This window comes from Roseivirga spongicola (assembly GCF_001592965.1).
GTDB classification, from domain to species: domain Bacteria; phylum Bacteroidota; class Bacteroidia; order Cytophagales; family Cyclobacteriaceae; genus Roseivirga; species Roseivirga spongicola.
Map to the genome: position 1 here is coordinate 894,198 of NZ_LRPC01000028.1, position 13,104 is coordinate 907,301.

The following is a 13,104-nucleotide window of genomic DNA, read 5'->3' on the forward strand; positions in this document are numbered from 1 at the left end:
AACGTAAGCTAACAAGGTTTAGCTTACGCAAAAAGGAAATAAGAGAAGCGATTCTTTTTCTGCATAAAAAAAGGCTATCAAATGACAGCCTTTTATATCTTTTCTTTTAAGTGCTTTAATCAGCTTTCCAAGCAACTTGCTTAGCAGACTCTCCTATGGTAACTATTAGTCTGGTTGGCCCAGGAACCAATACTAGCTTTACTTCCTGATCTCCGAACTGCTTAACAGTAACAGGTACTCCTTCACCATATTCAATATCATAACTATACCTACCCTTATGGTCTTTTTGATTTCTTATGTAGTTCTTAGCAAAATAAGCTATTGGCAGAAGTACATCATTGTCTGGACAGAACTTATCATGAACACCTTCAATGGCGTCTTCTAAGTATTCACCAAACTCCTCAATGAAGTCATCTTCCATATCATGCAACTCCTCTTCCAAATCGTCATAGCGCTCATCGCTATAATCTAGTTCATCCAGCTCATTAATCTTATCTGCAATCTTCGCGAAGTCTTCGTTCAGTTTATTGATGTCCATGAATTGTTGTTTTTTGCAAAGCTGTTGAGTTCAATTTCAAATTCCAAACTATCAAAACGTTAATCGTCATTTACCCATGAGAAACTATCAAACAACCACATAAAATCGGTTTTCCTTTCACCATATGGTTCGTACTTCTATTTTTGAAAAGCATTAATGGGGAAACGTTTACAGCACAGTTTTTTAAACGAATTCCAATTCATCTAAAATTTAGATGATATTCAACCGCAGAATTACCTACAGCTATGATAGACCAAGCAATTCAGGAAAAAGTAGACAAGTGGCTCAACTCAGCCATAGACGATGAAAGCAAAGCAGCCATCAGAAATATGAACGAAAATGAGTTGGCCGACTCATTTTATAAAGATTTAGAGTTTGGAACAGGTGGTTTGCGCGGTGTAATGGGAGCCGGTTCAAACAGAATGAACAAATATACCGTAGGTATGGCAACTCAGGGCTTGGCCAATTACTTAAAGAAGTCTTTTCCTGATGAAGAAATTAATGTAGCTATTGCTCACGATAGTAGAAACAACAGTAGGTTTTTCGCAGAAACAACCGCAGCAGTTTTCTCGGCAAACAATATTCATGTCTACCTATTTGAAGACCTTCGTCCCACGCCAGAATTGTCTTATGCTATCAGAAAGCTTGGTTGCAAAAGTGGTGTGGTGCTTACAGCTTCTCACAACCCGAAAGAATACAATGGCTACAAAGCTTATTGGGACGATGGCGCTCAGGTAATTGCTCCGCACGACAAAAATATCATTCAGGAAGTGCAGGCCATTTCTGGTGTAGAGCAAGTTAAGTTCGAAAAGAACGATGCCAAAATTGAAAGCATTGGCAGAGAAATAGATGAAGCCTATTTGCAAGAAATCCTGAACCTCACGCTTGCTCCTGAGGTAATTGAAAAGCAACATACCTTAAAAATTGTTTTCTCGCCCATTCATGGTACTGGAATAACACTTATTCCGGAGGTGTTGAAAAGAAAGGGTTTTGAAAGTGTTACTGTTGTTGAAGAACAGGCTATTCCTGATGGCAATTTTCCAACCGTAGTATACCCTAACCCAGAAGAAAAGGAAGCCATGAGTTTGGCTCTCAAAAAGGCAGATGAGATTCATGCAGACTTGGTGATGGCAACTGACCCAGATTCTGACCGAGTTGGGATAGCCGCAAGAAATAAACAGGGTGAATACGAAATATTGAACGGTAACCAGGCTGCCTCTATTCTTATTTACTATTTACTCACCAAATGGAAAGAGAATGGCAAGTTGAACGGAAAGCAAATGATCATTAAGACCATTGTTACTACCGACTTGTTAGATAAAATGGCTGCTAGCTTTGGAGTAGACTGTCCGAGTACCTTAACGGGCTTTAAGTTTATTGCTGCGCTAATTAAACAAGAAGAAGGCAAAAAGGAATTTATTGGCGGTGGCGAAGAAAGCTATGGCTACATGATAAGCGATTTTGTTCGCGACAAAGATGCTATTGCATCGTGTGCCATGTTGGCTGAGATGTGTGCTTGGGCTAAAGACCAAGGCATGACTGTCTTTGAGCTTTTAGCCAAGGTTTATGAGGAATTTGGCTTTTATCTAGAAGACTTGGTTTCCCTAACCAAAAAGGGCATGAAAGGTGCTGAAGAAATTCAGCAAATGATGACTGATTTTAGAACGAATACTCCTCAAACCTTGGCAGGATTGAAAGTGGTAGAACTGCTAGACTATCAATCTTCAAAATCTAAAAACCTAAATTCGGGAGAAGAATCAGATATAGACCTTCCAAAGTCTAATGTACTGCAATTCATTTTAGAAGATGGTTCAAAAATCTCTGCTAGACCATCGGGAACAGAGCCTAAAATTAAGTTCTACATCAGCGTAAATCAGTCTTTAGAATCTAAAGAGCAATACGATGAAGTTAAGAGCACACTTCAAAATAAGATTGGTCAAATTAAAAGTGAATTGGGCTTATGAGTAACATTTTAGAGTCACTATCAGCGCTTTATGAGCGAGATCTAGACCTTCTGCTAAATGAGCTAAAGGCGTATAAAAAAGAGGAAAACTTGTGGGTAGTAACCGGAGATATCTCTAACTGTGGTGGCAACCTTGTACTTCATCTTTGTGGTAACCTAAGGCACTTTATCGGTGCTATGCTGGGTGGCTCCAGTTACATACGACAGAGAGATGATGAGTTTTCACTTAAAGATGTAAAAAAGTCGGAACTGGTAAGCCAGATCAAAGAAACTAAGAAATCTGTTATTGAAACACTCCAAGAGCTTTCGGAAAACAAGCTAGATGAAGTTTACCCGATTAACGTCTTTGGAAAAGAAATGACAGTGCTATTCTTTTTGCAGCACCTCCATGCTCACTTAAACTACCACTTAGGCCAACTGAACTACCACCGCAGACTGCTCGACAAATAAATTCAATGTTTCAACAAAACATAGCGCTAAAGCCATTCAACACATTTGGAATTGAAGCAAGTGCCTCACAGTTTTTTGCCTTTCAAGATTTAGACAGTCTTCAACTGGCACTTAAGCATGCTGCTAAGGCTCCGCTCTTAGTTTTAGGTGGAGGAAGCAATATCTTACTCACCCAAGATTTCGATGGTCTAGTACTCAAAAATGAGTTAAAAGGGATTAAACTGTTGAACGAAACAAATGAGCACTTCTTTATTGAAGTTCAGGCAGGAGAAACTTGGCATGAATTCGTGCTTACTGCTATTGCTAACAATTGGGCTGGGGTTGAAAACCTCTCGCTTATTCCGGGCACAATGGGTGCAGCGCCAATGCAGAACATTGGTGCTTATGGAGTTGAGATAGAGCAAGTTTTTGACCACTTAAAGGCTGTGGAAATAGCAACAGGTGAGTTGCATGAATTCAAGCATTCTGATTGTCAATTTGGCTACAGAGAAAGTGTATTTAAGCGGGAGCTTAAAGCAAAATTCATTATTACTTCTGTTACGCTTAGACTCAATAAAACTCCTGATTTCAATACCTCATATGGGGCAATTCAAGAAACCCTTGATACAATGGAGGTTAATGACTTAAGCATTAAATCTATCTCTGATGCTGTCATTAATATCCGCCAGAGCAAGCTACCAGACCCTAAAGAAATAGGCAACGCAGGTAGCTTTTTCAAAAACCCCACCATAGACAAGCTAGACTATGAAGGTCTTAAGGCTGAATTCCCTTCTATACCTGGTTATCAATTACCAGATAATAAGGTCAAAGTTCCTGCTGCCTGGCTTATTGAACAAACTGGCTGGAAAGGCAAGACTTTCGATAATATTGGAGTGCATAAAAAACAACCTTTGGTACTAGTCAATTATGGAGGTGGCCAAGGTGCAAAAATTAGAGATTTAGCTTTCGAAATATTGGATTCAGTGAGTACCAAATTCGGTATTGAACTACATCCTGAGGTAAATATTATTTAAGGGTAAAACCTCTTTTTATACTTTTTTTGTTTCGGCTAGGCTTTTCAATTGAAAGCAGTAAATTCACGCCTGCTTTTTCAATCATGAGCAAAAGAACTCCCGCCCTCGGCTTTATATTCATAACTGTTCTGATAGACGTTATCGGTCTAGGATTAGTCATACCCATTTTTCCTGAGCTCTTAAGTCAGCTAGGAAATATGACTTATGGTGAAGCTTCATTAACAGGAACGCAGCTTGTAACGGCTTATGCTATAATGCAGTTCATTTGCGCTCCTATATTAGGTGGTTTAAGTGATAAATACGGAAGACGACTCGTGCTTCTTATTGCCTTACTAGGCTTGGCAATAGACTATCTGTTTCTAGCCCTTGCTCCTACAATTACTCTATTATTTGTAGGCAGAATCATTGCTGGAATCTGCGGAGCTAGTTTTACAACGGCCTCTGCTTACATAGCCGATGTAAGTCCTCCAGAAAAGCGTGCGAAGAACTTCGGAATGATTGGTGCTGCATTCGCACTCGGTTTTATCATAGGCCCAGCTTTAGGCGGTCTTTTAGGGTCTGTCAGTTTGAGGTTTCCATTCTTTATTTCCGCAGGTTTAACCATGCTCAATTTCATTTATGGGCTATTCTTTTTACCAGAATCGTTACCTAAAGAAAACAGAAGAGAGTTTAGCTGGAAGCGTGCAAATCCTGTAGGTTCGTTAAAACAGCTTCAAAAGAATCCTATTATTATTGGCTTAGCTGTTGCCTTGTTTTTCTTGTATTTAGCCAGTCACTCGGTGCAATCTCAATGGTCTTATTTTGGAGCAGAAATGTTTGGTTGGGCGTCCAAAGAAATTGGCATCTCTCTAACTGTAATTGGAATAATGGTGGCCATTGTTCAAGGTGGCCTTATCGGAGTTGTCAGTAAGAAACTTGGCAACAAAAAAACTATCTATTTAGGCCTTTTCTTTAACCTTGCCGGTCTTATTCTATTCTCTATAACCACCAGCGAAACCATGCTATACTCCTTTCTGGGAGTTTATGTTTTAGGAGGTTTAGCCGGGCCAACACTTCAGGCATTAATGTCATCTCAGGTGCCAAACAGTGAACAAGGAGAGCTTCAGGGCGGTCTCACCAGCTTAATGAGCTTATCTTCCATATTTGGCCCAATTATGATGGGCTTTACATTCAAAACATTTACAGTTGGTGACAACTATTTTCCTGGAGCTCCTTTTGCCTTAGGAGCATTCTTTTCATTGATATGCCTCGTTTTAAGCTACAGAACTTTGAGAAAGGTTAAGGAAACTAAAACGGAAGCAGAGTCCATTCCTGCTCAGGCCTAAACCATTCAGGTAGGCTGTAGTTAATTCTTTTGTACATTTGACCTTTTAAAAAGCACAAGAATTGAATTACCTACCATTAAATATCACCTCAGAAACTAATAAGCTAAAAACTGTTATTCTCGGAACTGGTACCGATCAGGGTAAACCTTACGAGATTAACCCAGTGGCTAAAATGCACAAACAGCAAGGCACCTACCCTACTCCTGAAGATATTCAGGAAGAAATTGCCGGTGCCAAGAAAACACTGGAGGCTTTAGGTGTTAAGGTAATTCAGCCCACAAATCTTAGTGCTAAAAAACAGATTTTCACCAGAGACATTGGCTTTGTAATTGACAATAAGTTTGTGATTGCCAATATGAAGGAACCTTTGAGACAAGGTGAGATTGAGGGAATTGCTTTTGTACTTGAACAGATGAACCCTGATGATGTCATTCGTATCCCTGAGGGTGCCACCATTGAAGGCGGAGATGTGCTAGTACATGGTGAACATGTCTTTGTAGGCATCAGCAAAAGAACCAACCAAAAAGGCTTCGATTACTTAAAAGCACAGTTTCCGAATAAGAAGTTTCATGCTTTAGAGCTTGTAGTAAGTGACGATCCTGCAGTAAACATTCTTCATTTAGACTGCGCCTTTCAACCTGTTGGAAGTGGCTTTGCCATATTTCATGAAGAAGGCTTTGTGAATAAACCTGAAATCATCTTTGAGGTATTTGGAGAAGAGAACCTTATACCGGTTAGTCAAGCTGAGAAAAATCAAATGTTTCCTAACATCTTCTCTGTAGGGCCAAATGATGTATTGATAGAACGCAACTTTTCCAGACTCATTCAAGAGTTAGAGAAAAGAGGCATCACTTGTCACCCCGTAAAGTATAGCGAAACCTCTAAACTTAGTGGCCTGCTCCGCTGCTCAACCTTACCATTGATCAGAGACTAAGTATGATATAATGTCTTAGCACTTTGTGATCTAACTTGCTTCGCTGAGTAAAGACTAGTAAACTATCTTAGATAGGGGAAAACCCACTCATTTCGAGATGCTGACTTTATGTATTTCTTGATGAGTCCTGCTACTGATTTTTTCTACCTGAGGCTGAACCTTTTTCTGAAGCTTTGCTGTTCGTCATTCGGCAGACACAATCCTGCAACTGTGTCAATTTGAAGCGCGTTTCTGCTTTAGATGTTAAAAAGCGTGCGAGAGTTGCTAATAAGGTCATCCAGAAAACCTGAATAAAAACCGCTCGTAAGAAAATGCAGAAAAAACAGGAATTATTGCTCTTTGAAATAGATTTTCGCGTCAATAAATGCGTTAGATAAAAAATAAATGAAATAACCAGAGTTTGTTTAGCGACCCTCGTTTTTAATTTAATAGTTGAATACAGGAATGACTCTGTAACAAAAAAGGGCTCTCTCGAGCCCTTTTTTAATTATCAACACCTTATCATCTAATAGTCTACCCTATTATTATTTTCATCAATAAAATAAAGCTCAACGCGTCTGTTGAATGCCCTACCCTGAACGGTTCTGTTGGTAGCAATAGGAATATCTTCACTAAACGTTTTGGTTGCTAGCTGGCTAGGATTCACCCCTTTATTCACCAAGTAATTATAAACCTCTGTATATCTTCTTTCTCCTAAGGCTACGTTGTACGGATTAGTACCGTAAGCATCTGTGTGGCCTGCTACCATCACTCTTAGGTCTCTTCTTCTCTTCAATAGCTCTGCTGCCTCGTCCAGCCTTTCAAAGAACTCTGACTTCACATTATGCTTATCGAAATCGAAGAATACATTTGGCAACTCTATGGTCTCAGGAGTAACTGCTGGCACTACTGCTGCTTTCTTCTCTTCTACCACAGGGACCTCTTCAACAGGACTCTCTTCTTCCACTTCAGGCCCTGGCTCTACTTCTGCCACAGCAACAATACCTTCGGTAGAAACCTCTTCTACTGGCACGTTGGTAGGGTCTAAGTCAAAACTGTTGATCATTTTAACGTAGATGTCCTTCTCCACCTTATCGCAACCAATGTAGAAATCTTGCTCTATATCGAACTCATCTCTAAATAACACTCTAATGGCATGAGTTTTCTCATAAACTACCTCATCGTCTTTAGAAACGGTAAGTGTGAAATCTCGCTCAATCGGCATGGTCATTTTATATACGCCAAACTCATTGGTAGTTGTCGTCAGTTCTTCTCCGTCTTCAGTAGTCACTTTCACCTCTGCAAAAGCCACTGGAGTTTCGTTATCACAGTCTAGCAACTTGCCCTGAAGCTGAGACTTGTTGAACATAATGATTCTGTAAATATCAACCTGTCCGTAACCATCAGGACGGCTAGAAGACAGATAGGCATTCTTTCCATAAAGCGTAAAGAATGTGTCATCGTTTGGCAGGTTAATAGGAGCTCCCATATTCTCAGGCTCAGAGAATTTACCTGTTGCACTATCTATACGAGTCATGAAAATATCATAACCTCCCATTGAATCGTGCCCTTGAGAAGAGAAATAAAGCGTGCCATCGCCTGCCACAAACGGAGCATCTTCTCTTTCTGGAGTATTCAATTCTTCAATAAAGTAAGGCTTGCTCCATTTACCTGTAGCGTCTTTATGGACAATGTATAGGTCGGAGTTCTCTTCATCGTTCCCAAAACTTGAGGCATAAATCATTGAGTTGCCATTGTTATAAAGGAAGGCGTGAGAGTCCCACTTATTGGTATTAATTGGCAAAGCTTCTCTTTTTCCCCACTTTCCGTTAGGGTCTCTATATGAGATGTACAGGTCTTCGTCATAAAAAGTTAGAAGAGTGCTATCTCCATTGGTCAACTGAACCGGAGCCTCATTGGCATCGGTTGCCGAAAAACCATCTAGTGGTCTGTCTTTCTTCCACTTGTCCAAATCATCCATCTCGGCAGTCATTACCATTTCGTAGTTTTCACCATCATCGGCAATTTTACCAAGTCCTTGTCTTCTGGCAGTAAAGTAAATACCCATTTGGTTATCCGTTACCACCTGAGAGTATTCGTTACCTTCCGTATTTACGTTTGGCCCAAGGTTTTTAATAATAATATCTTTCGGGTTAGACAGATACTTTCTGGCGTTCTGAATTTTATTGAAAAGTGTATACCAATCGGCCTGATCTTGCTCTTCTAAGCTGCTCGGATTCAATCTGCGCAGTGTTCTTTCAGCGTCATCAACGCGCTCTGCAACCAAGTATGCTTCAGCATAAGGAATCCAGTAATAAGGAAGCTCTTCAGCAAATGGTGCCGACTGTTGAAACAGCTCAAAGGCTTTATCCATTCTATAGCGTTTTGTGTGGCAGATAGCTGCCAACCACATAGCTTCATGATTTTTCTTCTTCTTTGATAGAATTGGTTCCAATTCTTCAAGCGCCACTTCCCAGTCTTCTTCGGCCATGGCACCATAAACTTTATTCAAGTTTTGGGCGAATGCCGTAGAGGCTACTAAACTGAGAATGAACAGAACGATTAGTGATCTCTTCATAGTTTGTCTGATTGATGATTCTAATAAAAGTTGACAGGCTAGTCGTCAGTATCGATGGTTGTTGAGGAGGGTGTTCCGCGAACACAGCTTAAAGATATCAAAAAACTAAGATTCTACACTTAGTCACCTCAAAAATGTAGTTGGCACCTACCTTTAAAACCAAGTACCATGTTACTATTCTCAGATAATTTTTCACTGCTGTAAAACACCACTAATTTGCGACCTGAGTATCTAGCACGATTGAGATAAACACCTCCCATAAAGGTGCTGCTGCTCACTGTTACCTCGAATTTATTTTCTTCTAATTGAGGGGTTAAATCTTCTGCCCGAATAAAGTGCTTTTGACCATCTAAGCTTATCTCGTTTACTCTTCCAAAAAATTGTGCAACCTCTAAAGTCTTCGGCTGCTTGTAGACTGTTTCGTTGTCTCCAATCTGAACAAGCCTACCCTCTTCAACATATGCTATGCGATCGGCTATGAGCAATGCATCTCTGGTATCATGACTAACCAGGATTAAAGACAAGCGCTCTTTCTTTACAATCTCGGTAAGCTCCAATAGCAAGTCCTCTTTAATAATAGGGTCTAAATTGCTAAAGGGCTCATCCATCAGTAATAACTTAGGATCATCGGCCAAAGCCCGGGCCAAAGAAAGCCTCTGCTGCTGACCACCAGAAAGCTCATGGGGCATTTTCTCTGCTAAAGTGCTCAACCCGCAAGTATCTAGGAGTTCTTCGCATCTTTCGGCCTGATATTCCTTATTGAAATGAAGTAGTTTATACTTTACATTTTCAGCAACTGTCATGTTTGGTTTTACCTGAAAGTCTTGAAAAACCATCTTTATCTTATCGTGACCCGCTATTAGCTGTTCCTCGGGATTCTTAAGCGGTTTTCCATCAAACTCTACCACCCCAGCATCTGGTTTCATCAATCCTGCTAGCATTCTCAGCAGAGTACTTTTACCAGAACCACTTTTACCAACTACAGCCAACACCTCGCACTCCTTTAAGGAGAATGAAATATCTACAACAGCACTTAAGCTTTCTCCTGAGTATTTTTTATGAAGGTTTTTGACTTTCAGCATAAACTGCAAAAATAAAAGGCTGCTTTCTTTTAATTGAAAACAGCCTTTTATAATCTTAAAGGATTACTTCTTGTATGTAATTCTATAGATACAATGGTTTACATCGTCTGACACTAAAATAGAACCATCAGGCATTTCCATAATATCTACTGGTTTGCCCCAGCCTTTATTATTTTCAGTGTCTAACCAACCATCTGCAAAAATTTCACTTTTCACTACTTTATCGTTTTCAATCTGCACAAAGCGAAGTTGATAGCCAATATGACCTGCATCAGGGGTTCTATCCCATGATCCATGCTGTGCAACAATTATATTATTCTTGTATTTAGCAGGAAACATATTGCCTTCGTAGAACCTCAATCCTAATGGAGCACTATGAGGCTCAAATTTGTAAGCTGGCTCAGTGAACTTATCTCGAGGATATTTCTTGCCAAATTCTTTGTCTGGAATATCTCCTTGATGCCAGTAAGGAAAGCCAAAGTGCATACCCGCCTTTGGAGCAAAGTTAAGTTCACAAGCCGGAATATCGTCACCCATAAGGTCTCTACCATTATCCGTAAACCACATATTATTGGTTTTTGGATTCCAAGTAAACCCAACTGAGTTTCTCACGCCCTTTGCGTAAATCTCCATATTAGAACCATCAGGATCCATTCGGGTGATTGTTGCGTAAACTGGGTTTTCCTCTTCCTTATCACATACGTTACATGGGGCACCAACTGGCACATAAAGCTTACCATCGGGCCCGAAAGCAATGAACTTCCATCCATGATGACCGTCAGTTGGATATTGGTCATAAATAACCTCTGACTTAGGATCACTTAGGTTCTCCATAATACTTGGGAAACGGTGAATTCTGTTGATTTCGGCTACATATAAATCGCCATTTCTGTAAGCAATTCCATTCGGTGAATTCCAACCAGTTAGAATTGTATCTACCTTATCTGCCACCATATCTCCATTAGTATCGGTAAGTGCATAGACATTCTTTCTACGTCTATTACTCACAAAAACAGTTTTTCCGTCTTCGGTTCTGGCCAATGATCTAGCGTCTATAACGTTGGTAGCGTAATAAGAAATTTCAAATCCTTCGGGAAGATTTATACGCTCCAAAAGGGCCTCATACTCATTATTCTGTTTGCTTTGGGCTTTGCTATCACAACTCCAAAAACTCACTAAACAAAGTATAAACAAGGAATAGAACAGTCTGATTAAGGTCGATCTTTTCATAATGTCAAATCTATCAAATGATATATCGTGTAATGATAACTATTTTATCAGAGGTGAATGTTTGTTTTCTTTTTAGTGAAGCTATTTTTGCGACATGATTGCCATCAACAACCTATCTTATTATATCGGTGACAGACCCTTATTCGACAGCGCCAACCTACATATAAAACCCAATGATAGAATTGGATTAATAGGCCTAAACGGAAGAGGTAAGTCTACCCTTTTAAGGTTGATCATTGGTGAATATCAGCCCACTTCTGGAGAAATCTCTAAGAGTAAAGAGTGCACCATTGGATTCTTAAATCAAGACTTACTCTCCTATCAATCAGACGATAGCATTCTTTCTATTGCTATGGAAGCTTTTGAAGAAGCCAACAAGCATCAACGTCAGATTGAAAAGATTCTTCATAAAATGGAAACAGACTATGATGATAGTTTGGTTGATAAACTCTCAAAAGCTCAAGAGCAGTTCGAAGCACTAGGCGGATACAGCATGCAGTCAGATGCCGAGGCCATATTAGAAGGTATCGGTTTTAGAACTGAAGACTTAAAAAGGCCTCTCAGAGAGTTTTCTGGAGGGTGGAGAATGAGGGTAATGCTGGCCAAACTTCTTTTACAGAAGCCTTCTCTTTTAATGCTCGATGAGCCAACCAACCACTTAGACCTTCCCTCTATTAAGTGGATTGAAAGCTACCTAAGAAGTTATGAGGGCGCCATTATAGTAGTTTCTCACGATAGGTACTTCTTAGACAACGTGGTAACTTCCATAGTAGAGGTTTCGGGCTTTAAACTCACTCAGTACAGCGGTAATTACTCGTTTTATCAGGAAGAAAAGGCCGAAAGAGAAGAAATTCAAAAGAACGCCTACGAAAACCAACAGGCTCAAATTCGCCAAACTGAGCGATTTATTGAACGATTCAGAGCTAAATCTACTAAGGCAAGACAGGTTCAGTCTAGGGTAAAGGCCCTTGAAAAAATGGACCTAATTGAAGACGTTGTTGATGAGAATATCACCATGAACTTTCAGTTCGGCTTCACTCAAAAGTCTGGTAGGTACATTGTAGAGCTAAACAACATCTCTAAGAGCTATGGAGATCTTCAAATCCTGAAGAATTCTTCTGCTCAAGTAGAACGCGGAGATAAGATTGCGCTAATCGGAGCCAACGGAAAAGGTAAATCTACCCTTTTAAGAATTATAGCTGGGTCAGAGAAAATTGAAGGAGATAGAAAAGAAGGTCATAACGTAAACACCGCATTTTATGCCCAGCACCAGCTTGAGGCATTAAATATTGAAAACGAAATACTTCAAGAATTACAGCAAGCTGGCTCAAGTAAGTCTGAAAGAGATTTGAGAGGTATTTTGGGTTGTTTCCTTTTTCAAAATGAAGAAGTTTTTAAGAAGATTAAGGTACTCTCTGGTGGCGAAAAATCTAGAGTGGCTCTAGCAAAAACGCTTCTTTCTGAGGCTAACTTCTTAATGATGGATGAACCGACAAACCACTTAGATTTTTTATCGGTAAACATCCTTATTCAGGCGCTTCAACAATACGAAGGCACCTTCGTAATTGTTTCTCACGACAGACATTTTGTTTCTCAAATAGCCAATAAAATCTGGTACATAGAAGATCAAGAAATCAAGGTTTATCCGGGAACTTACGATGAATACGAATATTGGCAAGCCAAAAGAGAAAAGCAATTAGCAGCACAGGCTCCACCAGAACCAGCTAAACCTAAAGCTAAAAGTGCAGGCAAAAAAGTTCGTAATAATCAGGAAGAGCAAGAGCTAAAGAAACTGAAACAGAGCTTAGCTGAAACAGAAAGTGCTATTGAGCAAATAGAAGGTGAAATTGCCAACATTGAAAAGGATATGGCTAAGCCAGAGGTGTTTGAAAACCCAGATACGCTGGCCGAAAAAACCGAAAAGCATACCCAGCTAAAGCAACAACTAGAAAGTAAGCAAGAAAACTGGGAAACCATTTATCTAGAAATAGAAGAGCTCGAGGCTAGCTAAT

At 39.9% G+C, this 13,104-nt stretch carries 10 protein-coding genes; 6 read left to right on the forward strand and 4 right to left on the reverse strand.

Translation table 11 applies throughout. From position 1 onward, the window contains the following. Window positions 1-115: 115 nt before the first annotated feature. On the reverse strand, window positions 116-538 hold the full coding sequence (locus AWW68_RS15740; protein ID WP_068223021.1) for a hypothetical protein: 423 nt from the start codon (window positions 536-538) through the stop codon (window positions 116-118). 245 nt (window positions 539-783) lie between these two features. Here AWW68_RS15740 and AWW68_RS15745 point away from each other — a divergent pair, with 245 nt between their 5' ends. The 5 genes from AWW68_RS15745 (at window position 784) to AWW68_RS15765 (ending at window position 6,223) form a co-directional block, all read left to right on the forward strand. Beyond that, window positions 784-2,502 carry a phospho-sugar mutase gene (locus AWW68_RS15745; protein WP_068223024.1) on the forward strand — a complete coding sequence of 573 codons (1,719 nt, stop codon included), beginning with the start codon at window positions 784-786 and terminating at the stop codon, window positions 2,500-2,502. Beyond that, window positions 2,499-2,951 carry a DinB family protein gene (locus AWW68_RS15750; RefSeq protein ID WP_068223027.1) on the forward strand — a complete coding sequence of 151 codons (453 nt, stop codon included), beginning with the start codon at window positions 2,499-2,501 and terminating at the stop codon, window positions 2,949-2,951. The genes AWW68_RS15745 and AWW68_RS15750 overlap by 4 nt, the downstream gene beginning before the upstream one ends. Window positions 2,952-2,956: 5 nt before the next feature. After that, window positions 2,957-3,964, forward strand: a complete 1,008-nt coding sequence (gene murB, locus AWW68_RS15755) for a UDP-N-acetylmuramate dehydrogenase (RefSeq protein ID WP_068223031.1) — start codon at window positions 2,957-2,959, stop codon at window positions 3,962-3,964. Window positions 3,965-4,047: 83 nt separating this feature from the next. Next, the gene (locus AWW68_RS15760) at window positions 4,048-5,289 is read left to right on the forward strand and encodes a TCR/Tet family MFS transporter (protein WP_068223033.1); all 1,242 of its coding nucleotides are present in this window, start codon (window positions 4,048-4,050) and stop codon (window positions 5,287-5,289) included. A gap of 61 nt (window positions 5,290-5,350) precedes the next feature. Further along, a complete protein-coding gene (locus AWW68_RS15765) occupies window positions 5,351-6,223 on the forward strand; it encodes a dimethylarginine dimethylaminohydrolase family protein (protein ID WP_068223035.1) in 873 nt (290 codons plus the stop codon). 505 nt (window positions 6,224-6,728) lie between these two features. Here the strand turns inward: AWW68_RS15765 and AWW68_RS15770 are convergent. The 3 genes from AWW68_RS15770 to AWW68_RS15780 form a co-directional block, all read right to left on the reverse strand. After that, entirely contained in the window at window positions 6,729-8,780 is a 2,052-nt protein-coding gene (locus AWW68_RS15770) for an OmpA family protein (protein ID WP_068223039.1), read from the reverse strand. A 128-nt stretch (window positions 8,781-8,908) separates the two neighbouring features. Further along, window positions 8,909-9,862, reverse strand: coding sequence for an ABC transporter ATP-binding protein (locus AWW68_RS15775; protein ID WP_068223041.1), 954 nt, complete (start codon window positions 9,860-9,862; stop codon window positions 8,909-8,911). Window positions 9,863-9,925: 63 nt separating this feature from the next. Then, the gene (locus AWW68_RS15780) at window positions 9,926-11,092 is read right to left on the reverse strand and encodes a PQQ-dependent sugar dehydrogenase (protein WP_084375717.1); all 1,167 of its coding nucleotides are present in this window, start codon (window positions 11,090-11,092) and stop codon (window positions 9,926-9,928) included. Window positions 11,093-11,186: 94 nt separating this feature from the next. Here AWW68_RS15780 and AWW68_RS15785 point away from each other — a divergent pair, with 94 nt between their 5' ends. Next, window positions 11,187-13,103 carry an ABC-F family ATP-binding cassette domain-containing protein gene (locus AWW68_RS15785; protein WP_068223047.1) on the forward strand — a complete coding sequence of 639 codons (1,917 nt, stop codon included), beginning with the start codon at window positions 11,187-11,189 and terminating at the stop codon, window positions 13,101-13,103. Window position 13,104 lies beyond the last annotated feature (1 nt).

Excerpts from the sequence above, each read along its gene's own strand:
- AWW68_RS15740 (WP_068223021.1), bottom strand. The coding sequence starts at position 538 with ATGGACATCAATAAACTGAACGAAGACTTCGCGAAGATTGCAGATAAG.
- AWW68_RS15745 (WP_068223024.1), top strand. The coding sequence starts at position 784 with ATGATAGACCAAGCAATTCAGGAAAAAGTAGACAAGTGGCTCAACTCA.
- AWW68_RS15750 (WP_068223027.1), top strand. The coding sequence starts at position 2,499 with ATGAGTAACATTTTAGAGTCACTATCAGCGCTTTATGAGCGAGATCTA.
- murB (WP_068223031.1), top strand. The coding sequence starts at position 2,957 with ATGTTTCAACAAAACATAGCGCTAAAGCCATTCAACACATTTGGAATT.
- AWW68_RS15760 (WP_068223033.1), top strand. The coding sequence starts at position 4,048 with ATGAGCAAAAGAACTCCCGCCCTCGGCTTTATATTCATAACTGTTCTG.
- AWW68_RS15770 (WP_068223039.1), bottom strand. The coding sequence starts at position 8,780 with ATGAAGAGATCACTAATCGTTCTGTTCATTCTCAGTTTAGTAGCCTCT.
- AWW68_RS15775 (WP_068223041.1), bottom strand. The coding sequence starts at position 9,862 with ATGCTGAAAGTCAAAAACCTTCATAAAAAATACTCAGGAGAAAGCTTA.
- AWW68_RS15780 (WP_084375717.1), bottom strand. The coding sequence starts at position 11,092 with ATGAAAAGATCGACCTTAATCAGACTGTTCTATTCCTTGTTTATACTT.
- AWW68_RS15785 (WP_068223047.1), top strand. The coding sequence starts at position 11,187 with ATGATTGCCATCAACAACCTATCTTATTATATCGGTGACAGACCCTTA.